Genomic DNA, 20,141 nt, shown 5'->3' with positions numbered 1-20,141 from the left:
TCTTGGGTACTCCCTTGTCCTGGTGGGTGCGTTGGCGGTGGGGCCGTGACGGCCCGGTGGACCCGGCGCGCGGCGCTGCGGCCGCGCGTCCGGCCGGGCCGGGTCACCGTGGGCTCAGGGCGCCACGGTGGTGATCCGCACCTTCTGACCCTGCGTCAGACCGCTGGTGATCTGGGTGTTGGTGTCGCTCTCGACGCCCACCGTCACCTCCGCGGGGTGCGCGGTGCCGTCCTGGGCGACCACGGTGACCATGCGCTTGGTCCCGGTGCCGCTCAACGCCGCGGTCGGCACGAACAGGGCGTCGGACGCCTCGCCCGCGACGATCTGGACGGTGACCCCCTGCCCGGTGTGCAGGTCCTTGGTCGGGCCCATGAGGTCGAGCGTCACGGGGTACTGCGCGCCGGCGCCGACACCGCCGTTGACCGCGAGCGTACTGACCGACAGGACCTTCGCGTTGAGCACGGTGGTCGACTGCGCGGTCAGGGTGACGGTGGCGTTCTGGCCGGGCTTGAGCCGCAGGGCGTCGGCCTCCGAGACGTTGGCCTTAACCTGCATCCCGGTCGGGTTGGTGAGGACGATGAAGCCGGTAGGCGCGGCGGTGGTGCCGCCCGTGGCGGCGGGGGCCGGTGCCGTACCCGCCGTGGCGCCCGGTCCGGCGGCGTAGGTCGTGCCGGTCACCGTCTGGCCGACCGAGGCGGCCACCGAGGCGACCGTGCCGTCGACCGGCGCGGTCAGCACCGTGCCGTCGAGCGTGCGCTGCGCGGTGTCCAGCGCACTCTGCGCCTGGGACACCTGTGCCTGGGCCTGGATGAGCAGGTTGGGGTCCACGGACGGGTTGGCGACGGGGACCACGTCGACGAAGGAGGCGTTGCGCACGGACATCTGGGCGGCGGTCACGCCCTTCGGCGACGGGGAGCCGGTCCCGCTGGGCGAGCCCGAGGGGTTCGTACTCGGGCTGGGTGCGGTCGAGGCCGACGCGGACGGGCTCGGAGCGTGGCTCGGGGCTCCCGACGGGTTGCCGCCGGCGCCGGGCGGGGGGCTGGCCGGCTGGCCCTCCTGCACCTTGCCGAGGTTCGCCTTGGCGGCCACCAGTGCCGTCTTGGCCTGGGCGAGCGCCTGGCGCGGAGCCGTGTCGTCGACCTTCGCGAGTACCTGGCCCTTGGTGACCTTGTCACCGGCCTTGACCTCGACCGCGGTCAGTTGGCCGCCGGTGGTGAAGTTGACCCCCGCGTCGCTCGGCGAGGTGAGCAGCCCGGCCCCGGTGACGGTCGCCTGCACTTTTCCCGTGGAGACGGCGGCCGTCCGGGTGTCGGTGCGCGTGGGGCGGGAGGTGTCGCCGGAGTTCACCACCGCGTAAGCACCGCCCACGGCCGCGATGAGCACTACACCGAGCGCCGAGTTCAACAGGACGGCTTTATGCAGCCGCGGAAGGACCTTCATGTCCGGGAGCCTGCCAGTCGCTCCACGTGGCCGCCATGTCCCCCCGGCCAAGCTTCCGGACCAGGCGTTTTGATAAATGATCATGGGGCGGTCGTCCGCAAGGGCAACCGTGTAGGTCGCGGAGCGTAGTCACACGCGCCCCAGCTTTCAGAGTGCCTCATTCCTGTCCGACACCGCAGGATTTTCCTTACACAGGGTCGTCAACACCCCTTGGCAGCGGGGGAAGTGAGGCGCACGCTGAACGTGCGGGCCGGGCCGCGCCGGGCTTCCCCTCCCCGGTGTGGCCGGCTCGTTCCTGACGCTCTGTCAATGGCTGCGCCGATACCGCGAGGGCCCCCGGGGTTTCCCATTCCTGGCCCGACCCGTGGGCGCCCGCCCCAACTGCCGCTCCAGGACGGGGTCGTGGACCGTCAGGACGGCGGTGGTGATCAGCAGCGCGAGGCCCGCGAGCTGGAAGCCGGCCGCCCACCACCACAGGAGGCCGCTCTTCGCCGTGAGGAGCGGGGCCACGACGCCGCCCGGCGAGTACACGACGGTCCGGGCCGCCCCTCTGGGCGCGGGACACGCGCCGGCCCGGGGGAGTCTCTCGGTGTTGCCGTCCGGCAGGTCGACCCAGCACTGGAGGTACTTCGTGCCGTGCGACCCGGTCTCCGTCGAGGCGTACGCGATGGTGGCCGTCCCCTGCTTTCCGGTGAGGGCCAGGAACGCGTCCGGCGCGTGCACCGCGCCGACGACCATCAGGACGCCGCCGGCCCAGTACGTCGCCCGGGCCCAGCGCGGTACGGGTCTGCTGCCGAAGGCGATGTGGCGCAGCACCCAGGCGTAGAGGACGATCAACATGATGAGGCCGAAAACGACCCCCAGGCCGAAGTCGAGCAGCGCGGGGCCGAACGTGCTCACCACGGCGACCACCACGACGACGGCCCACGCCACCGCCATGCCGCGCGGCCCGAGCCCACGTACCGCCGCGGCCGGCCGTTTCCCGCCGCCCCTCTTCCCGCCGCCGCTCATCGCGCCCCACCCTTCACGAAGTGGCCGGAAGTCTCGCACACCCGGCTGTGGCCGCGTCAGGGCCGGTCACCAGGAACACCCGTCGCACCGAACCGGCACCGACCGGATGCGATGGATCGGAGACCGGGCGGAATAGCACCCCGGCCAAGATCGCTTAACGCGCTAAGTGACATGACAACACCAAGGAGACGCTCCCCATGTGGAACGGCGACGCCCTCGACCTCGACGCCTATCTGGCGCACCTCGGATACGAGGGGGACCTCACCCCCTCCCTGGCGACGCTGCGCGCGCTGCACCGGGCTCATGTGCTCTCCGTACGGTGGGAGAACCTGGAGGCCGTGCTCCGCAAGCACCGGCCGCTCGACCTCGCCTCCGTCCAGGCCAAGCTGGTCGCCAACCCGCGGGGCGGCACCTGCTTCGAGCACGTCACCCTCTATGCCGCGGCCCTGGAACGCCTCGGCTTCTCGTTCTTCGTCGTCCAGGGCCGGGTCCGCATGGGGTCGACCAGGATCAGACCCGAGACGCACGCCATGGTGATCGTCGAGCTGGAGGGGAAGCGCTGGCTCAGCGACATCGGCTTCGGATCGAGCCCGCTGGAGCCCATCGAGCTGACCGACGCGACGGACGTGACGGACGGCGTGTGGGAGTACCGGCTGAGGCGGCAGGAGGTCTCCCCCGGTGAGGAGGGGTGGGCGCTCTACCAGCCCGCGGGCACACGCGAATCGCCGGACGGGCACACCGAGTTCACCGCGGACGGGTGGATGGTCCGGCACACCTTCACGCTCCACCGCCAGTACCCGGTCGACCTCCAGGTCTCCAACCACTTCGGCGCCTCGCACCCGCGCTCGGCCTTCAGCGACCGCGTCTTCCTCCAGCGGATCCACCCCGAGCGGCTGCACCTCCTGGACAACCGCACGCTGACCACGGTCAGGCCGGGAGTGCCGGGGCCGCCCGAGAGCCGCGAGCTGGAGCCGGACGAGGTGCCCAAGGTGCTGAGCGACGTCTTCGGGATCGAGCTGTCCGCCCAGGACATCGAGCTGCTGCTGCCCAAACTCACCTGAACCCTCAGGGCGCGTCCGCGAGTTCGAGGGTGGCGACCGCGCCGCCATCCGGCGCGTTGCCGAACGTCAGCCGGGCGCCGAGGACGGCGGACTGGCCGACCGCGATGGTCAGTCCGAGGCCGTGTCCGTGGCCGCGTTCGGCCGACTCGGTACGGAAGCGCTGGGGTCCGTGGGCGAGCAGGTCGGCGGGGAACCCCGGACCGTGGTCGCGCACACTGACCCGGCTCCCGGCGACCGTGACCACGACGGGCGCCGCGCCGTGCCGGTGCGCGTTGGCCACGAGGTTGGTGACGATCCGCTCCACCCGGCGCGGATCGGTCTCCACGACGCGGGGGGCCTCGACCCGCACCTCGGCTCCTGTCCCGCCCCGGCGGACCACGTCCGCGACCAACTCGCCCAGCGGGACCGCGTCGTGCCGGGGCTCCTCGGCTCCCGCGTCGAGGCGGGAGATCTCCAGGAGATCCTCGATCAGGGCGCGCAGCCTCGCCACCTCCTCGCGGACCAGGCCCGCCGCCTCGTCGTGACCCGGGAGCAGCCCCGCGGCGGTGACCAGGCCCATCATGGGCGTACGCAGCTCGTGGGCGACGTCGGCGGTGAACCGCTTCTCCGACTCCAGCCTCCGCTGGAGGGCGGCGGCCATCGCGTCCATGGCGGCGGACATCTCGGTGATCTCGTCACGCGCCCGGCCGGAGGGCCCGATGCGCGCGTCCAGGTCCCCGTCGGCGATCCGGCGCGCGGTGCGGGCGCCCCGGCGCAGCCGCCGGTTGATCGGCTCGGTGGCGAGCGCGGCGAGCGGCACGACGAAGACGAGGGCGAGCAGGACGGCCTTGACGATGCTGCGGTCCAGGAGCTGAAGGCCGCGCACCTCGGCGCTCATGTCCGTCCGCACGGAGAGCACCTGGCCGTCCACCCGCACGGCGGCCCACATCCAGTACCAGTTGGGCGGCCGCTGGTCGTACCAGAGGGCGTACGTGTCAGACGGGTGCGCAGTGGCCAGCCGGTCCCGCAGGGGCGCCGGAAGCTCCCGCTCCGGCCTGAGGTCGGCCGCCGCGGGCCTCTTGCCGGTACGACTGAACTCCTCTTCCGCGGAGCGCAGTTGATTGACCGAGCGGTCCGTTCCCGTCCGCCGTCCGTGCTCCGCGGTCGCGTTGTGGACGAGGACACCGATGACGGTGGCGACGGCGCAGCAGGCGGCCGCGGCCAGCGCGGCGATCTTCCAGCGCAGCGCGCGGGGGTTGAGGAATCCCATGACCGGCGTCTCAGGTCCGCACGAGCTTGTAGCCGAAACCGCGCACGGTCTCCACGCGGTCGGCACCGATCTTCTTGCGCAGCCGCACCACGCAGAGGTCGACGACCCGGGTGTCGCCCTCCCAGCCGTAGTCCCACACCTCGCGCAGCAGGCGCCGCCGGTCGAGCACGACGCCCGGGTTCTCCGCGAAGGCCAGGAGCAGCCGCAGCTCCGTGGGCGTCAGCGGGACGGGCTCACCACCCCGGCGCACCCCGAGGCCCAGCGTGTCGATGCTCAGGTCGCCGAACACGAGCAGGCCGGGCGCGGTGTCCCGTTCGGGCCCACCGGCCGGCTTTGCCGGGGCCGGGGCGAAGGTGGCGCGCCGCAGCAGGGTCCGGATGCGGGCCACCAGGATGCCGATGTCCACGGGTTTGACCACGTAGTCGTCGGCCCCGGCCTCGAGCCCGGCCACCACGTCGAGGGCATCGCCGCGGGCGGACATCATCAGGATCGGTACGAGGCTCTCCTCGCGGATGCGCCGGCACAGCCCGATGCCGTCCAGCCCCGGCAGCATCACGTCCAGGATGAGCAGATCGTGCTTCCCGGCCCGGTGGGCCTCCAGGCCGTCGAGCCCGTCGCCCGCGACCGACACCTTGTACCCGTAGCGCTCCAGGGCCAGTTGGACGGAGCGCCGGATGACGGCGTCGTCCTCGACGACCAGCACCCTGACCGGGTCAGGGACCACGGGTCCAGACAAGGGGACACCTTCTTCGCAGCATTCGTGCCGATGAGTGATCGAATCGTAGTCAGGGGATGTCCTGGCGTTCGGGAGCCGGGCGGAGCCCGTCAGGCGACGTCTCGTCGGATACGGAGGGACGCCGCCACCGGCAGGTGGTCGCTGCCGGTGTCCGGCAGGGTCCACGAGGAGGCCGGGGTGATCCCCTTCACCATGATCTGGTCGAGGCGGACCAGGGGGAAAGCGGCGGGCCAGGTGAAGCCGAACCCGCTGCCCGCCTCCCGCTGTGCCGAACGCAGCGGCCCGGTCAGCGGATCCAGGGCCGAGTCGTCGACCGAGCCGTTGAAGTCGCCCACCACGAGGACCCGGGGCAGCGGCTCGGCCCGCACGGCCGCGGCCAGCTTCGCGGCCGACTCATTGCGCCTCGCCGTGGCGAAACCGGACGTCGGCAGGACCCGGACCGAGGCGAGGTGCGCGGCGTAGAGGGCGACCGGCCCCTCGGGCGTGGCGACCGTGGCGCGCAGGGCCCGCGTCCAGGGCATGATCTCCAGCGGCTCGACCGCCGTGAGCGGGTACTTGCTCCACACTCCGACGCCGCCGCGCAGGGCCGAGTAGGGGTAGGCCGCGGCCAGTTCCTGTTCGTACGTGGACCGCGCGGTGGCCCGGCGGGGCAGTTCCTCAAGCGCCAGTACGTCGGCGCCCGAGGCGGCCAGAGCCCGGGCGGTCCTGCCGGGGTCGGGGTTGTCCTCGTCCACGTTGTGGCTGACCACGGTCAGGTTCCCGCCGCCCGAGCCCTTGTTCACGAGGGTCCCGGCGAACAGCACGCACCAGACGACGGCGGGGGCCAGGACGGCGACCGTCCCGAGCGCGGAGCGGCGCGCGACCGCGAGCGCCAGCAGGCCCAGCACGCTCAGGCCCGTCCAGGGCAGCAGCGTCTGCACCAGGCTGCCGAGATTGCCGTCGCCGTTCGGAACAAGGTCGTTGAGGGCCATGACCAGGGCGCAGAGCAGCGCGGACCCGGCTATGAGTCGTCCTCGCCGCCATGTGCCGTTCCGCCATGTGTGGCGGCCCCACGTGCCGTGGTCCCCTGTGCCGCTTCCCCATGTGCGCGGACGCCATGTGTGCGGATTCCATGTGCCGGGCCGCCACCGGCCGCCGCGCTGTGAGGGGGCGGGCTGCTGTGGGGCGCTGCCCTGAGGGGGCGGGTTCCCCGGGCCCTCGACTGGGGGAGCGCCGTCAAGCGGGGCATCCGTGGATCGCTTCGCACCTGTGGACACGTCGGCTGCCTCCCGAAGTCAGGACTCGTACACCGGATCCGGGTACGCCCACCAGTCTTCGTAAGGGCCGCTTCCAGCTGGTCATCGGCAGGATTCGAGCACCGCGCGGATGTGTAACAGCCGTGCTTCAGACACTCTCCTCGTGCTCCCTGCCCCCTGCTCCCCGCGGCCGTACGCCCGCACGTGGGCCGTCAGGCGGGCTTGCGGAGCAGCCACTGCCCGAAGGTCCGCCGGGGCGTGCGCACCTTGATCCGGCCATAGGCGAATCCGCCGGTCAGCTCCACCCGGAGCCTGGGCGGCGTCCCGGGATCCTCGGAGCCGGGGACCGCGCCTTTGGAGAAACTCATCGACAGGGAGTCGGCGTTCACCACGACGCCCGGCCCGGTCACCAGGAGCAGGGTTCCGCCGCGCATGTTCATGTCGATGTGGAGGGCGTCCCGCGTGATCACCGCCTCGGTGAAGTCGAGCGTCACGTCGCACCAGGACACCTGGAGCTCCATCCGCCGCGGCACCGCCCAACGGCCGTCGCGGCGGACCGAACCGGCCTGTTGCTCGATCCGCACGAGGTCCTTCGCCTCCCCGGCGGGCGCGTCGGAGGTCGTCAGGGGCGGCAGGTCGGCGGTGAGGACGGCCAGCTGGTCCAGGGTGCGGGCGGTCAGCGCGGCCTCCAGGCGCTGGTCGAGCTCGGCCGCGTCGAGGAAGCCGTCCCCGGCCGCGACGCGCAGCAGGTCCACGGTCCGGTCCCGGTCGGCGTGCGAAGCCCTGAGGGGCGGCGGCCCATCGGCCTCGTCCGGCTGATCCGTGGGCGGCGTCTGTCCCGACATGTCCCCATCCCGATCTCGTGGGTGGCGCCTCGACGCCTGCGATGGACTTACGTTATATCGCGTTAGGGCGGCAGCCAAGCCCGGGGGACAGATGCCGGTCGAGGCGGCCGCCGCGCGGTCGGGCGAGCTTCGGAGAGCCGTGAAGGCCCCGGGCAGGGGGTGCGGTCGCACGACCCCGGCGGGAAGCCCGAGGCGATCCCGCCGGGAGGATGTCCACAGCGACCCTTCGGGTGGAGATCAGGGAAGGCCCCGCGCAGGGGGTGCGGTGACACGAACCCGGCGGGAAGACCGAGGCGATCCCGCCCGTATGCCTACAGCGTCCCTCCGCCGTCCACCGTGAGCACCGCTCCCGTCACGAAGGACGACTCCTCGCCGAGCAGGAAGCTCACGGCGTCGGCGATCTCCCGTGGTTCACCGACGCGTCCCAGCGGGCGATCGGCCGCCTCGGCGTAGAACTCGGCCACGGGGCGGCCGAGTTGACGTGCCTCGCGCTCCAGCATGGAGGTCCTTACGTCGCCGGGCGCCACGCAGTTGGCGCGGATGCCCGCCGCCGCGTGGTCGAGCGCCAGTGCCTGCGTCAGCATCACCACGCCCGCCTTGGCCGCGCAGTAGGCGGCGGCGCGGCGCCCCGCCCGCAGCCCCCAGCCGGAGGCGATGGTCACGATCGAGCCGCCGCCCGCCTTCGCCAGCCGCGGAATCGCCGAGCGGCAGGTCAGGAAGACCGAGTCGAGGTTGTCCTCGAAGGTGGCCTGCCAGTCGGCGGGGGTCAGTTCCGTGACGTCGCCCCGCCGGATGCTGCCCGCCACCGTGCACACGCCGTGCAGCGCGCCGAAGCGATCCACCACGGATGCGAGCAGCGCCTCGACGTCGTCCGGACGCGCCAGGTCGCAGCCGAACGGCTCCGCCCGCCCGCCGGCCGACCGCACTTCCAGGGCGACCTCCCGGGCCGCGTCGGCGTCCCGGTCCACCACGGCGAGCGTGGTCCGGTGGTCGGCGAGCCGTCGGCACACCGCAGAGCCGATGCCGCCCGCGCCTCCGGTGACGAGCACGACGCGGTCCGACTCCACGCCGCGCACACCGCTCGGGCCGTTCATCGCGGACTCCCGCCGGCCGAGGCGCCCGCGGGGTCGTCCGTGGGCGACGGGGAGCCGAGCACCATCGCGAGCAGGGCCTTCTGGGCGTGCAGACGGTTCTCCGCCTGCTCGAAGATCAGCGAGCGGGGCCCGTCCTTGACCTCCGCGTCCATCTCCTCGCCCCGGTTGCTGGGCATGCAGTCCAGGAACGGCGCGTCCGGCGCGGCCAGCGCCATGAGCGGCTCGGTGACACGCCACCGGTCCGCGAGCCGGGTCCGGGCCTGCCATTCGTCCTGCCCGGTCGACTGAAGGGATTTCCAACTCTGTACGTACACCGCGTCGGCGCCCCGCACCGCCTCCGCCATGTCGTCGCAGAAGTCGAGCCGCGCCCCGGACCCGGCGGCGAGGGCCTGGGCCTCCTTGACGTACCGCTCGTCGAGGTCGAAGCCGGGCGGATGGGCGAACGTGACGTGATGGCCGAGCTGCGCGGCGGCCAGCAGCGAGGAGTGCAGCACGCCGGGCGTCTTCTGCCGGGAGGAGTACGCCCAGGTGTAGACGACCCGGCGCTGTGGCAGCCCGTCGCCGAAGCGCTCGCGCAGCGTCAGCAGATCGGCGAGCACCTGGCAGGGGTGTTCCTCGTCGTCGAGTGCGTTGACGACCGGTATGGAGGAGTGCTCGGTCATGGTGTGCAGCCGTCGGTGGCCCGCGCCGTAGTCGGCCATGTCGTACCAGCGGACCACGAGGGCGCTGAGATAGCGGCTCAGGACACCGGCCGTGTCCTCGACCGTCTCGTGGTTGGCCAGGCGCAGTTCCTCAGGACCATAGGTGTAACTGCGGCCGCCGAGTTGTGCGGCGGCCACTTGGAAGGAGACGCGGGTACGGGTGGACGGCACATGGAAGAGAAGACCCAGGTCCTTCCCCGTGAGGTAGGTGTGGGTGTCCTCGCCGCTCTTCATCCGCCCGGCGAGGGCGAGCAGGGAGCGCAGTTCGTCGGCGGAGAAGTCGGTCATTCCGAGTATGTGGCGGCCGAGCAAGGCGTCACCTCTCTCGTTGGTCGTGCTGGGAAGGGTGGTGCGGTGCCGTGTTCTCGTGCGGTGGGGCGAGGGCGCCGGGCGCGGAAGCTCGGCGCCGTCCGGTGCGCTCGCGCCCGGTCAGCCACCGCTCGACGAGCATCGCCGCGGTGAACATCGCGGCCGCGTAGCCGACGCTGACGCCCATGAAGGGCAACATCAACACGGTCACCGCGGTGACCAGGTAGTTCGTCCAGCGCATCGGTCCGGTGCGGACGAGACGCAGGGCGGACAGGAAGGCCAGGAGAAAGACCAGCAGGTAGGCGGCGGACGACGCCTTGATGAGGACCGCCTCGTCGGAGTCGGTCGCGAGCAGCAGGCCGAGCGTGAGGCTGTACCCCGGAACGAGCGCGAGCACGGCGCGCGTCGGAGTGCCGGTGCGGGGCGAGAGGTGGCTCAGACCGCGCGGCACGAGGCCTTCGCGGGCCAGTGCGAAGACGACCCGGGAAGTCCCCAGACACCACGCGTTGGTGGTGAGCACGAGCAGCACGGACGCCACCAGATAACCGGCGGTTGTGTGCTCCCCACCCATGGCCGTCCTCAACAGACGGGTGAAACCGGTCAGTCCCTCCTCCGTGCTCTGGTCCGGGGGCAGGGTGAGGGCGACCGTGAGCGCCATCGCGAAGTAGAGGACGCCCACGATCCCGACGGCACACAGGATGCCGCGGGGGAAGGTGCGGGCCGGGTCGCGCACCTCTTCCGCGATGGGGGCCGCGTTCTCCCACCCGATGAAGCCGAAGAAGCAGATCAGCAGGCAGTCGCCGAGGACGCCCCAGCCGTGCGGGGCGACCGGGGAGAGATGGGTCGTACTGCCCTGGGGAAGTGCGAGGGCGATGACGGCGCACAGCACCCCGGTCACCACCACGAGCACGGCGAGCTGGACGTGTCCGCTGACCTTCACGCCCAGCAGGTTCAGTGCGACACAGCCGAGGATGACCACGGCTCCGGCCGCGAGCGAGGCCCGGTTGGAGGCGCCGGGTGCGAGCGCGGCCAGCAGATAGCGCCCGGCGATCAGACCCAGTACGGGATTGGCCGCGAGCAGGGTCATCAGCAGGTAGAGCGCGGCGACCCGGCCCGCACGTCGGCCGAACGCCACCTCGACGAACTGTGCGACGCCCTTGCTCGTGGGATGCAGGGTGGAGAGCTTCGCGAAGACCAGTGCGAAGGGGTAGCTGTACAGGATCAGGAGCCCCCAGGCCACCAGCGACAGCGGCCCCGCCGTCGTCCAGGCGAGCACCGGAATGACGAGGAGACCTACGCCGAGAACCGAGGTCAGGTAGTGGACGACGAGCCCGGGGACTCCGATGTGCCGCCGCAGGACGTTGGCCGCCACGGGGAACTCTCCTGTTCCGTGTCGCGGGAGGCTGTGTCCCGAGCCGTCAGGTCGCAAGGCATGGGGGCGGACCTTGTGGTGCCGGAGCCTGTGGTGTCGGAAGCCATGGTGCTGGAACCTGTGGTGCTGGAACCCGTGGGGTCGGACCACAGGGCATCCATGGTTTCGTGGGACAGGGACTTGGCCAGGTCGCGGCGTGCGGCGTACCCCATGTTCACGATGAGGCGCCTGCCGCCGGTCACCGGATACACCCGGTGCAGCGTGGTGTCGGACCGCAGGAAATAGAGGTCGCCGGGCCGGAGTTCGACGGAGTGGATCGGCCGCGACACGAAGTGGCGGTGCAGCTGGGGATTTTCCTTGTCCCATTCCGTACGGGGCACGCACTGGACGAAGCCGCCCCGCTCCAGCGGCGGACAGTCGATCACCCAGACGAGGGCGAAACTGTAATCGTCCCAATGCCAGCCGTGGGTGTCGCCGCTCTGCGTGAGCTCGGTAATGACGAATTGCTCAGGCGGGTAGGGGCATTGCAGAACTTCCTCTCCCGCAACGACGCCCAGGGCTTCCCTGAGGACGGAGGAGGAATACAGATGAGGCAGGATCCGGCCGTGCTCGGCGATCTCGGCACGGCGTACGTTGTGCATCCGGCGCGGTGTGCCGCCGGTCTCGGCGAACGCGCCGTCACGCCGGACGGCATGACGGCTGATCAGTGCTTCCGTCTCCTCCGCGACGAGCTTCTTGACGTCGTACGGAGCGAGGAACCCGGTCTTCACGAAACCCTGGGTCAGGAATTCGCGCCGGGCCCGTTGCAGCCGGAGCGGAGGCACGTCGTGGACAAGATGGTGTTCCAGCGCGTCGACGACGCTGTCGGCGCGTGCCGCACTTTCTTCGATCATGACAATTCCGTTCCCCGATCTTCCCGGCGCCGCCGCCATCAGGTTCCGGCCCGAAGGCTCGCATGCTTCCGGGGCCAGTGGTCATTGACCAGTGAACATGGCCTTAACCGTGACATGAGGGAGGCAGGCGGTATTCACGCCAGGCGGGGATGGCTCGGATTCTTCCCGGCCCGGCCGTGAACACAGAGATCGGCCCCGCTCCCCATGGACAATCGCATCATTTCTGTCGGGAAATCCCGGGCGGATAAGGTGAATTGGGCTCCAAGGCGTCGGCCATCCACCTACCATGAGCAACCCGAACGGGACCGGGGCCCGGCCAGGCGATCACCCTCATGGAGGGGGAACATCCCGGCCGCGACCGCCGCCGCGTACTTGGCGCAGTGTGGTCACCTCGCGGCCCTGGCGGAGCAGAGCGGCCCCCATGCGCGCTCAGACAACCCCGGGCCCCGACGCGGCGGACCCGGGCCCACGGACCTGACAACGCCAACGCCGATGTACAGGGGGCACACCACCCGAGGTTGCGTCAGCCGACGACGAACGGCAACTCGGCGGCCAGTGAGCCGAGTTCGGCCCGCTCCGCGTCGCTCGGTGCCCGGCGTCCGGTGCCGATGAGCAGAACGTCGGTGTCGGTGAAGGAGGCCGGGAAGGCGGCGCCTGCGATGGATTCCAGCGTCGCGCGGGACCGGGCCAGGCCTTCGGCGGGCGGACCGGGAACCTCGGGGAGACAGGCGACCAGGTCGAGGTGGTGCAGCGTCCATTCCAGGACGTACGCGGTGAGGAAGTCGCCGACCGTGAGCACCTGGTCCTGGGTGCTGACCCGGGCCGCGGGGTCGGCGAGTTCGGCGGCCCGCCCGGCGGCGGAACCGACGTCGTCCAAGTGGAACTTCAGCAGCCGCGGTTCCTCGTACGCGGCGGCCAGCCGGACGATCAGCGCGTCGAGCGGGTCGTCGCCGGACGGCGGTTGGTGCGAGACGTTCCAGTAGGTCACCGCGTCCACGGTGGGTTCCGCATGGGTGGGCGTGACCAGGGTGATCAGTACGTCCTGCGCGTCGATGACGAGATGGCACACGAGGTCCCGCACGAGCCAGCCCGCACACCCGGAGGGCTGCTGGAAGTCCTGGTCCGGCAGCTCGGCGACCGCGGTGCGCAACGCGGCCCAGGCACGTGAGAAGAGTTCCACCTCGGCACGGTAGTGCGGCCCGGGACCGGCGGACAAACTGGTTCCGGCGGCGGGGGCGCGGGCGGCCCCGCTCGTTCACACGCCCGCGGATGCCGGGGCACGCCGCGGGCGTGCCGGCGCCCGGGGGCCGGATGCCGTCAGGCCTGTGCGGTCAGCTGGTCCAGTTCCGCGGCGATCTCCCGCCGGAGCGGGTCGTGGCGTGGTGCCAGGGCATGACGCTCGTCCGTCCAGTGGTCGCGGGGGTAGAGCCAGACCGGCAGGCGCACCAGGTCGTCCGGCTCCCATGCGAAGCGCGGCCACACATGCGCGTGCAGGAACCCGTCGGTGTTGCCCAGGATCTCCAGGTTCACCCGGCGGAACGCCGGATCGAGCCGACGGCAGGCCCGCTCGACGGCCTCGCCGAGCACGTCCATGTCGGACAGGAAGGCCAGCCGTTTGGTGCGGGGGAGGTCGGACAGCCGCTCCACCCGGGGATCGTCCACCAGCAGAACGGAGTAGCCGGGCAGGAACTGCACGTCCCCGATCGCGGCGAACCCCGCCGCCAACCGCCGCAATACGGTGGGGTTCTCCCCGCGCAGGGCACTTCCGATCCGGTCCGTCCGCCAATCACTGATCATGACGGAGACCCACTCACGTTCCGAGGGTGCTCGCGCCCGGCTGTCGCACCATGAAGACGTCGACGGGGTCCTCGCCCTCGACGGTGAAGCCGTGCCGCGCGTAAAGCCGTTGGGCGGCGCTGCCCTGGAGGACGTTCAGGCGGACGACCGCGCCGTCGGCATCGGTCCGGGCCAGGACCGTACGCAGCACGGCCGAGCCGAGTCCGCGCCCGTGCAGGCCGGGAGCGAGGTAGAAGTGCTCCAGCCACCGTCCGTCCTCGGCCGGGCGTACGGCGATGGAGCCCGCGAAGGCACCCTCGGCCTCGACGATCCACGTGTGCTGCGGGACGAAGGCGTCCCGCAGCCGCTGGCGGACCCGGTCCTCGTCGAACCGCCCCAGCCGCTCCAGATCCGGGCGCATCACCATGGCCCGCAGCTCCACGAGCGGCTCGACGTCCGCCGGCTCCGCGGGACGCAGCGACCAGGCCAAGGAACGGCCGCCCCCAGACACCGCCGGGTCGACCCGTATGCCGCCGCCCGCGCTCGTACTCGTATGCATGCGCCGGAGTATCTCAAGGGCCCCTCGCGCCTCTGTGAGCAGGTGGTTCACCGTGGAGCCGCGAGGCCGACGAGCACCGGAGGATCCTGGGCCGCGCCCTGATGGACGCGGGGCCGGAGCCTCCCTCGGGCAGGCGCTCGGCGGCGTACTCACCGCGCTCTCCGGCTGCTCGCCCGCGTCCCCGTATACGCCGACTACGTCAGGGACCTCCTGCCGGTGACGCTGCTCGCGGCCGGCTTCGGTCTCGCCCCGCCCGCGCTGACCACGCTCAGCATGTCCGGCGAGGACTCGGGCTCGCCTCGGGCGTCTTCAACACGACCCGGCAGATCGGCATGGCCCTGGGGGTGGCGATGCTGTCCACGCCGGCCGCGTCCCGCACCAACACCCCGCTCGTTCATGGAAGGAGCCGGGCCGAGGCGCTGACCGGCGGCTGCCACCTCGCCTTCGCCGTCGGCGCCGGGCTCCTCACGGTGGCCTTCGCCGTGGCGGCCGTCCTGTTGCGCAAGCCCGACCGGCGGTCCGGCACGACCACGGCGCAGGCACGCGACACCGCCCCGGACGCCACCACCCTCACGGCCGTCCGACCGTCTCGCGCCCGCACGCGCCCCTGGCCCCCTCATGGCAGCACGCCATGAGGGGGCCAGGGCCATCCGCTCGGGCTAGGCCCGGCGCGGTCACCGCTTCTGTCTCGGGCAGACCGTCCCCCGGGAGCGCCGATGTGCCGACGAGCGCTCCCGGGCGACAACGTCGGCCTGCCAGGCGTCAGTTCCAGGGATCGGTGAAGGACCGGCCGGGCACCGGCTTGGCGATGAGGGCCACGGCGATGAAGAAGTTGACCTGTCCGATCGCGAACATCAAGGTGGCCAGCGCCTTGGGCTCGTAGTGCTCGGCCGCCTGGGCGTAGAGCTCGTCCGGGACCCGCTCGCCCTGGTCGGCGGGCTTGAGCACCGCCTCCACGAGTGCCAGCGCCGCGCGTTCGGCCGCGGTGAAGTAGGGCGAGTCCTGCCAGGACGCCACCGAGGTGATCCGCTCCTGCGACTCCCCGGCCTTGCGCAGGAATCCCGTGTGGAGAACCGTCAGATAGGTGCTGCCCACCATCTGTCCCGCACGCAGCTGGACCAGACTGATGGTGGAACGGGGCACCGAGCCGTTGCCGGTGACCTTGAACAGGGCCGCCGACACCTGGGCCAGCTCGGGGACGAGCTGTGCGGGGTCCTCGGACATGCGCGGCTCCATCGGTACCTCCGCGGTGATCGAGCGAGTTTCCATGACCATCTCCTCAGTGGTTCGCATCGTGCTTCCACCGCCTTGACGGATCGCGCCGCGCGGATGTGACAGACCGGCGAGGACCAGGCACGCCCCGCTGGGTCATCCGGGCCTGCCAGGGCCGCCGCGTACGCCTCTGACCTGCGAGAACAGGCACTTCATCCGGGCCCGTAGCCGAGCAGGTACCAACTAGGTACCATCGAGTCATGCCGTCCTTGAACATCACCTTCACCGACGAGGAGCTGGAAGCGGTCCGGGCCGCCGCGGCCGCCGACGGAAAATCCCTCAAGCAGTACGTCCACGACCTGCCCCTGCGCGAGCAACAGCGCCTGCAGTTCGTCCGCTACGCGCTCTCCTGGGGAGAACAGCAGCGCGCCGAGTTCGACGAGGCCTTCCCCGACGAGGCGCCGCCAAGTGCGCGCAGTGAGGGGGTGGACGCGGCCTGATGGTCCTCTACATCGACGTCCCGTGGCTCCTGGACGTCCAGGAGCAGGCTGTCCCGGAAGACGTGAGCGTCGCCGACTACTCGGCCCTGGTCGCCGCCGTCGCCCGCCACAAGACCCGCATCCCCCGCCCCGCCACCGCCGACCCGGAACCCTCCTGGCGCGCGGCGGCCCTGCTGCACACCCTGGTGCGCCTGCAACCGCTGCCGCACCGCAACAGCCTTTACGCGTGCCAGGTGACGGCTGCCTACATGTACGCGTCCGGCGAAGGCATCGACCCGCCGTACGGCGCGATGGTGGACCTCGTACGCGACATTCAGGCGGGGAAGGTGAGCGTCTATCAGGCCGCCGACCGTATCCGTGCCTGGCGCATCTGACGGGGCAGGCCGACCGCGCGGGGCCGTGACGGTGGGGGCGGCGCTGACATCGCCGGGACATCCCCGTGCTCCCGCGCGGCGGCGGAGGCGGCAGCAGGCCCGACGGATGATCGTCGGGCAGCGCGCCGGTGCGTGGGTCCGACCCGGCATGGCTCTCCGACGCACCGGCCGACGGGCTCGGACCCGCGGGCGGCGGCCCACGCCCCGACACCAAAGGGCGCATTACGCGCATACCACTTATCGTCGGGAGCCGGGAGCGGTCTCGGGAGCCGGGGTCGACACCGCGCCTCCCCGGCCGGTCGGGGTCGGAACCGGCGCCCTGGGGCCGGAGCGGAGACCAGGGTTCGAAGCCCTGACGAAGGAGAGCGATCGTGGCGAAGGCGTACCTGGTGGGGAGTGGCATCGCGGCGCTGTCGGCTGCGGCGTTCCTGATGCGGGACGGCGGGTTCGCCGGATCGGACATCGTCCTCCTGGAAGAGCAGGACCGGGAGGGCGGAAGCCTGGATGCGGCCGGTTCGCCGGAGACCGGCTACACCATGCGCGGGGGCCGCATGTTCGAGATCCACTTCGACTGCACCTACGACCTGCTGAGCTCGATCCCCTCCCTGGACGATCCGTCGAAGTCCGTCACGGAGGACACCTTCGCCTTCCACGACGACTTCGCGTGGGACGACCATGCCCGGCTCGTCGACGCGACGGGCAAGGTGGTCGCCTCGCACTCCATGGGCTTCTCCGAGCGGGACCGCCTGGAACTGGTGAAGTGCGTGGCCACGCCGGAGCGCCAACTGGACGGCAAGCGCATCACGGACTGCTTCAGCCCGGAGTTCTTCACCACCAACTTCTGGTGGATGTGGTGCACCACGTTCGCCTTCGAGCCCTGGCACAGCGCGATCGAGTTCCGCCGCTATCTGAACCGCTTCGTGCATCTCTTCAAGACGTTCGACAGCATGTCGGGGATCTACCGCACCCGGTTCAACCAGTTCGACTCGATCGTGCGCCCGCTGCTGGAGTGGCTGACCGACCAGGGCGTGACGCTCCAGCTCGGCACCCGGGTCACCGATGTGCGGCTGGCCGACGGGGACGGACTCACCGCAACCTCCCTCACCTGGACCAGGGACGGCCGGAGTGAGGACGTCGCGGTGGGCCCGGACGACCTGGTCATGGTCACCAACGGATCGATGACGGCGAACTCCACCCTGGGGTCCACCGACACCGCCCCCGTCCTGGACACCTCCCGCTCCTCCGGCTCCTGGAAGCTGTGGGAGACCCTCGCCGCCAAGCGGCCCGGCCGGCTGGGCAACCCGGCGGTGTTCGACACCTTCGTCAAGGACTCCACCTGGGAGTCGTTCACCGTCACCACCAAGGACCCCACCTTCTTCAAGCTGATGCAGGAGTTCAGCGGCAGCGAGGCGGGCAAGGGCGGCCTGATCACGTTCAAGGACTCCAGCTGGCTCCTGACGATCGTCCTCAACCACCAGCCGCACTTCCGCGACCAGCCCGAGGACACCTTCGTCTGGTGGGGCTACGCCCTGTTCCCCGACAAGGAGGGCGACTTCGTCAAGAAGACCATGGCGCAGTGCACCGGCGCGGAGATCCTGGACGAGGTGCTCCAGCACCTGCGCTTCGAGCAGGGCCCGCAGATCCTGGAGAACTCGATCGTCATCCCGGCGTTGATGCCGTACATCACCAGCCAGTTCCTCGTACGCGGCCATGGCGACCGGCCCCCGGTCGTGCCCGCGGGGTCGACCAACCTCGCCTTCATCGGCCAGTACGCGGAGGTCCCCGACGACGTGGTGTTCACGGTCGAGTACTCGGTACGCACCGCCTGGACCGCCGTGGCCGGACTCTTGAACCTGGACAAGCAGCCGCCGCCCGTCTACAAGGGGCAGCACAACCCCCGGGTCCTCGTGGAAGCACTCGAAACCCTTCATCGGCGCTGAGCGGGACGCGCTACTGCCGCGGTAAGTGCCTCAAGTCCCGTCAACAGCAGTCGAATTGAGCCCGACGGCGTAGAGTCGCGGGCGTCGCACCGAGCCACCCCAGGGGGTAGGACATGCACAGTCGCCGCATCGGAACCGTGAGCGTCGGTGCCATCGGACTGGGCGGGATGCCGTTGTCCATCGAGGGGCGACCGGACGAGGAGCGTGCCGTCGCGACGGTGCATGCCGCCCTCGACGCCGGGATCTCGTTCCTCGACACGGCGATGGCGTACTGCCTGAACGCCTCCGAGACCGGACACAACGAGTCCCTGATCGCCCGCGCGCTCGCCTCGTACGGGGGTGACACCTCCGGGGTGCTGGTCGGCACGAAGGGCGGGGCGGCGCGTGCGGCGGACGGAGCGTGGTTCTACAAGGGCGATCCCGCGACGTTGCGCCAGGCCTGCGAGGGCTCGCTCCAGCGGCTGGGCGGCGACTCCATCGGCCTGTACCAACTGCACACCCCGGACCCGGCCGTGCCGTACGCCGAGTCGGTGGGCGCGCTGCGCGACCTTTACGACGAGGGCAGGATCCGTGCGGTCGGCATCTCGAACGTGAGCGTCGACCAGTTGCGCGAGGCACATGCGGTCCTGGGCGAGCGGCTGGTGTCCGTGCAGAACAACTTCTCCCCGGCCGTACGCGACAGTGAGCCGCAGCTGCGGCTGTGCACGGAACTGGGCATCGCCTTCCTGGCGTACAGCCCCCTGGGCGGAATCTCCCGTGCGGGCGCCCTGGGTTCCTCCCACCCGGCCTTCGCCCGTGTCGCGACCGAGCGCAAAGCGAGCCCCCAACAGGTCGCCCTCGCCTGGGAGTTGGCCCAGTCGCCGCAGGTCATCCCGATCCCGGGTTCGACCCGCCCGGAGACCGCCCGCGACTCGGCGGCGGCGGCCGACCTGGAGCTGACGAAGGAGGAGCTCGCGGAACTCGACGCGGCCTGAGCCGAACGACCGAGGCCCGGCCGGTGCCGGACCCACCGGGGGCGGTCCTGGGCCCGTCGCCGAAGGGGTCGGCGGTGAGGAGTGCTCGGCGCGACGCCGCGGGCCGGGCGGCCTTGGCGGTGGGGGTGCCGTGCGGGAAGGGCCACGTAGGCTCGTGCCATGGGTAGCGAGATGGGTTTGCGGGAGCGCAAGAGGCAGCAGACGTACCAGGCGGTGTCGGAGACGGCGATCGCGCTGTTCCTGGAGCGCGGTTTCGACAAGGTCTCCGTCGCGGAGGTCGCGGCGGCCGCCGGGATCTCCAAGCCGACCCTGTTCCGGTACTTCCCCGCCAAGGAGGACCTCGTCCTGCACAGGTTCGCCGACCACGAGGACGAGGCCGCCCGCGTCGTCGCCGAGGGCCGGGCCGAGGGGGTGGCGCCGCTGCCCGCCCTGCACGCGCACTTCCGGGCGGGCCTGGAGCGCCGCGACCCGGTGACCGGGCTCTGCGACAACCCCCACGTGCGCGCCTACTACGGCCTCCTCTACGGCACGCCCAGCCTGGTGGCGCGGCTGTACGGGTACCAGGAGCGCTCCGAGGAGGCGCTGGCCGCCGAGCTCGGTGGCGGCCTCGGCGCGCGGATCGCGGCGGGGCAGATCATCGCGGTCCGCCGGATCCTGGCGGAGGAGAACTGGCGCCGGATCGAGGCGGGGGAGAGCGAGCGGGCGCTGTACGGGGAGTCGGTGGAGGCGGCGGACCAGGCGTTCGCGCAGCTGGCGGAGGGCCTCGGCGCCATATATGGGGGAGGGCGGCGCTGAGCCGTCTCCGCGGTCGATGAGGAGCGGGTGCGGCACAGCCACGCCAATCGTTACCGAGTTAAAAA

Annotated in this window: 20 protein-coding genes and 1 pseudogene; 7 read left to right on the top strand and 14 right to left on the bottom strand. The window is 71.3% G+C overall.

The window, feature by feature from the left end:
- Window positions 1–114 precede the first annotated feature (114 nt).
- Entirely contained in the window at window positions 115–1,440 is a 1,326-nt protein-coding gene (locus tag AC07F3_RS11730; protein ID WP_479112878.1) for an efflux RND transporter periplasmic adaptor subunit, read from the bottom strand.
- A gap of 306 nt (window positions 1,441–1,746) precedes the next feature.
- On the bottom strand, window positions 1,747–2,451 hold the full coding sequence (locus AC07F3_RS11725) for a hypothetical protein (RefSeq protein ID WP_479112876.1): 705 nt from the start codon (window positions 2,449–2,451) through the stop codon (window positions 1,747–1,749).
- Window positions 2,452–2,648: 197 nt separating this feature from the next.
- On the opposite strand from AC07F3_RS11725, the gene AC07F3_RS11720 reads away from it, so the two are divergent.
- Window positions 2,649–3,512, top strand: a complete 864-nt coding sequence (locus AC07F3_RS11720) for an arylamine N-acetyltransferase family protein (protein WP_479112874.1) — start codon at window positions 2,649–2,651, stop codon at window positions 3,510–3,512.
- 4 nt (window positions 3,513–3,516) lie between these two features.
- Here AC07F3_RS11720 and AC07F3_RS11715 read toward each other — a convergent pair whose 3' ends face one another.
- The 11 genes from AC07F3_RS11715 to AC07F3_RS11665 all read right to left on the bottom strand — a co-directional run bounded on the left by AC07F3_RS11715 (window position 3,517) and on the right by AC07F3_RS11665 (window position 14,149).
- Window positions 3,517–4,761 carry a sensor histidine kinase gene (locus AC07F3_RS11715; protein ID WP_479112872.1) on the bottom strand — a complete coding sequence of 415 codons (1,245 nt, stop codon included), beginning with the start codon at window positions 4,759–4,761 and terminating at the stop codon, window positions 3,517–3,519.
- Window positions 4,762–4,771: 10 nt separating this feature from the next.
- A complete protein-coding gene (gene cseB / locus AC07F3_RS11710) occupies window positions 4,772–5,497 on the bottom strand; it encodes a two-component system response regulator CseB (protein WP_479112870.1) in 726 nt (241 codons plus the stop codon).
- Window positions 5,498–5,586: 89 nt separating this feature from the next.
- A complete protein-coding gene (locus tag AC07F3_RS11705) occupies window positions 5,587–6,501 on the bottom strand; it encodes an endonuclease/exonuclease/phosphatase family protein (protein WP_479113107.1) in 915 nt (304 codons plus the stop codon).
- Window positions 6,502–6,944: 443 nt separating this feature from the next.
- Entirely contained in the window at window positions 6,945–7,577 is a 633-nt protein-coding gene (locus tag AC07F3_RS11700) for a DUF1707 SHOCT-like domain-containing protein (protein WP_479112868.1), read from the bottom strand.
- 311 nt (window positions 7,578–7,888) lie between these two features.
- Window positions 7,889–8,671: an SDR family NAD(P)-dependent oxidoreductase gene (locus AC07F3_RS11695; RefSeq protein ID WP_479112866.1), complete on the bottom strand. Its 783-nt coding sequence runs from the start codon at window positions 8,669–8,671 to the stop codon at window positions 7,889–7,891.
- Window positions 8,668–9,684 carry an ornithine carbamoyltransferase gene (locus tag AC07F3_RS11690; RefSeq protein ID WP_479112864.1) on the bottom strand — a complete coding sequence of 339 codons (1,017 nt, stop codon included), beginning with the start codon at window positions 9,682–9,684 and terminating at the stop codon, window positions 8,668–8,670. Before AC07F3_RS11690 ends, AC07F3_RS11695 begins: the two co-directional genes overlap by 4 nt.
- 4 nt (window positions 9,685–9,688) lie before the next feature.
- Complete coding sequence (locus AC07F3_RS11685; RefSeq protein WP_479112862.1) at window positions 9,689–11,053, bottom strand: APC family permease; 1,365 nt, start codon at window positions 11,051–11,053, stop codon at window positions 9,689–9,691.
- Window positions 10,993–11,985, bottom strand: a complete 993-nt coding sequence (locus AC07F3_RS11680) for a HalD/BesD family halogenase (protein ID WP_479112860.1) — start codon at window positions 11,983–11,985, stop codon at window positions 10,993–10,995. The genes AC07F3_RS11685 and AC07F3_RS11680 overlap by 61 nt, the downstream gene beginning before the upstream one ends.
- A 484-nt stretch (window positions 11,986–12,469) precedes the next feature.
- Window positions 12,470–13,126 (bottom strand): maleylpyruvate isomerase N-terminal domain-containing protein, encoded by a 657-nt coding sequence (locus AC07F3_RS11675; protein ID WP_479112858.1) that lies wholly within the window; start codon window positions 13,124–13,126, stop codon window positions 12,470–12,472.
- 137 nt (window positions 13,127–13,263) lie between these two features.
- A complete protein-coding gene (locus tag AC07F3_RS11670) occupies window positions 13,264–13,743 on the bottom strand; it encodes a diadenosine tetraphosphate hydrolase (protein WP_479112856.1) in 480 nt (159 codons plus the stop codon).
- A 13-nt stretch (window positions 13,744–13,756) separates the two neighbouring features.
- Window positions 13,757–14,149 carry an N-acetyltransferase family protein gene (locus AC07F3_RS11665; protein WP_479113105.1) on the bottom strand — a complete coding sequence of 131 codons (393 nt, stop codon included), beginning with the start codon at window positions 14,147–14,149 and terminating at the stop codon, window positions 13,757–13,759.
- A 291-nt stretch (window positions 14,150–14,440) separates the two neighbouring features.
- On the opposite strand from AC07F3_RS11665, the pseudogene AC07F3_RS11660 reads away from it, so the two are divergent.
- Window positions 14,441–14,916 (top strand): annotated as a pseudogene (locus AC07F3_RS11660) (MFS transporter); the annotation flags it as partial.
- Window positions 14,917–15,043: 127 nt separating this feature from the next.
- Here the strand turns inward: AC07F3_RS11660 and AC07F3_RS11655 are convergent.
- Window positions 15,044–15,550 carry a carboxymuconolactone decarboxylase family protein gene (locus AC07F3_RS11655; RefSeq protein WP_479112854.1) on the bottom strand — a complete coding sequence of 169 codons (507 nt, stop codon included), beginning with the start codon at window positions 15,548–15,550 and terminating at the stop codon, window positions 15,044–15,046.
- A 203-nt stretch (window positions 15,551–15,753) separates the two neighbouring features.
- On the opposite strand from AC07F3_RS11655, the gene AC07F3_RS11650 reads away from it, so the two are divergent.
- From AC07F3_RS11650 to AC07F3_RS11630, 5 genes are all read left to right on the top strand, one after another.
- Window positions 15,754–15,993: a hypothetical protein gene (locus AC07F3_RS11650; RefSeq protein WP_114034649.1), complete on the top strand. Its 240-nt coding sequence runs from the start codon at window positions 15,754–15,756 to the stop codon at window positions 15,991–15,993.
- Window positions 15,993–16,367, top strand: a complete 375-nt coding sequence (locus tag AC07F3_RS11645; RefSeq protein WP_114034648.1) for a toxin Doc — start codon at window positions 15,993–15,995, stop codon at window positions 16,365–16,367. Before AC07F3_RS11650 ends, AC07F3_RS11645 begins: the two co-directional genes overlap by 1 nt.
- A gap of 371 nt (window positions 16,368–16,738) precedes the next feature.
- Entirely contained in the window at window positions 16,739–18,307 is a 1,569-nt protein-coding gene (locus AC07F3_RS11640) for an oleate hydratase (RefSeq protein ID WP_479112853.1), read from the top strand.
- 113 nt (window positions 18,308–18,420) lie between these two features.
- Complete coding sequence (locus AC07F3_RS11635; RefSeq protein ID WP_479112852.1) at window positions 18,421–19,281, top strand: aldo/keto reductase; 861 nt, start codon at window positions 18,421–18,423, stop codon at window positions 19,279–19,281.
- Window positions 19,282–19,440: 159 nt separating this feature from the next.
- Complete coding sequence (locus AC07F3_RS11630) at window positions 19,441–20,076, top strand: TetR family transcriptional regulator (protein WP_479112851.1); 636 nt, start codon at window positions 19,441–19,443, stop codon at window positions 20,074–20,076.
- The last annotated feature ends 65 nt before the right edge of the window (window positions 20,077–20,141 follow it).

The organism is Streptomyces sp. NPDC045846, assembly GCF_056431605.1.
Note: the sequence above shows the minus strand (reverse complement) of the source record. Positions and strands in the feature narration are given on the sequence as shown.

What these genes read in the sequence shown, in the direction of transcription:
- AC07F3_RS11730 (WP_479112878.1), bottom strand. Translation starts at nt 1,440, where the DNA reads ATGAAGGTCCTTCCGCGGCTGCATAAAGCCGTCCTGTTGAACTCGGCG.
- AC07F3_RS11725 (WP_479112876.1), bottom strand. Translation starts at nt 2,451, where the DNA reads ATGAGCGGCGGCGGGAAGAGGGGCGGCGGGAAACGGCCGGCCGCGGCG.
- AC07F3_RS11720 (WP_479112874.1), top strand. Translation starts at nt 2,649, where the DNA reads ATGTGGAACGGCGACGCCCTCGACCTCGACGCCTATCTGGCGCACCTC.
- AC07F3_RS11715 (WP_479112872.1), bottom strand. Translation starts at nt 4,761, where the DNA reads ATGGGATTCCTCAACCCCCGCGCGCTGCGCTGGAAGATCGCCGCGCTG.
- AC07F3_RS11700 (WP_479112868.1), bottom strand. Translation starts at nt 7,577, where the DNA reads ATGTCGGGACAGACGCCGCCCACGGATCAGCCGGACGAGGCCGATGGG.
- AC07F3_RS11695 (WP_479112866.1), bottom strand. Translation starts at nt 8,671, where the DNA reads ATGAACGGCCCGAGCGGTGTGCGCGGCGTGGAGTCGGACCGCGTCGTG.
- AC07F3_RS11680 (WP_479112860.1), bottom strand. Translation starts at nt 11,985, where the DNA reads ATGGCGGCGGCGCCGGGAAGATCGGGGAACGGAATTGTCATGATCGAA.
- AC07F3_RS11670 (WP_479112856.1), bottom strand. Translation starts at nt 13,743, where the DNA reads ATGATCAGTGATTGGCGGACGGACCGGATCGGAAGTGCCCTGCGCGGG.
- AC07F3_RS11665 (WP_479113105.1), bottom strand. Translation starts at nt 14,149, where the DNA reads ATGGTGATGCGCCCGGATCTGGAGCGGCTGGGGCGGTTCGACGAGGAC.
- AC07F3_RS11655 (WP_479112854.1), bottom strand. Translation starts at nt 15,550, where the DNA reads ATGGAAACTCGCTCGATCACCGCGGAGGTACCGATGGAGCCGCGCATG.
- AC07F3_RS11650 (WP_114034649.1), top strand. Translation starts at nt 15,754, where the DNA reads ATGCCGTCCTTGAACATCACCTTCACCGACGAGGAGCTGGAAGCGGTC.
- AC07F3_RS11645 (WP_114034648.1), top strand. Translation starts at nt 15,993, where the DNA reads ATGGTCCTCTACATCGACGTCCCGTGGCTCCTGGACGTCCAGGAGCAG.
- AC07F3_RS11635 (WP_479112852.1), top strand. Translation starts at nt 18,421, where the DNA reads ATGCACAGTCGCCGCATCGGAACCGTGAGCGTCGGTGCCATCGGACTG.
- AC07F3_RS11630 (WP_479112851.1), top strand. Translation starts at nt 19,441, where the DNA reads ATGGGTAGCGAGATGGGTTTGCGGGAGCGCAAGAGGCAGCAGACGTAC.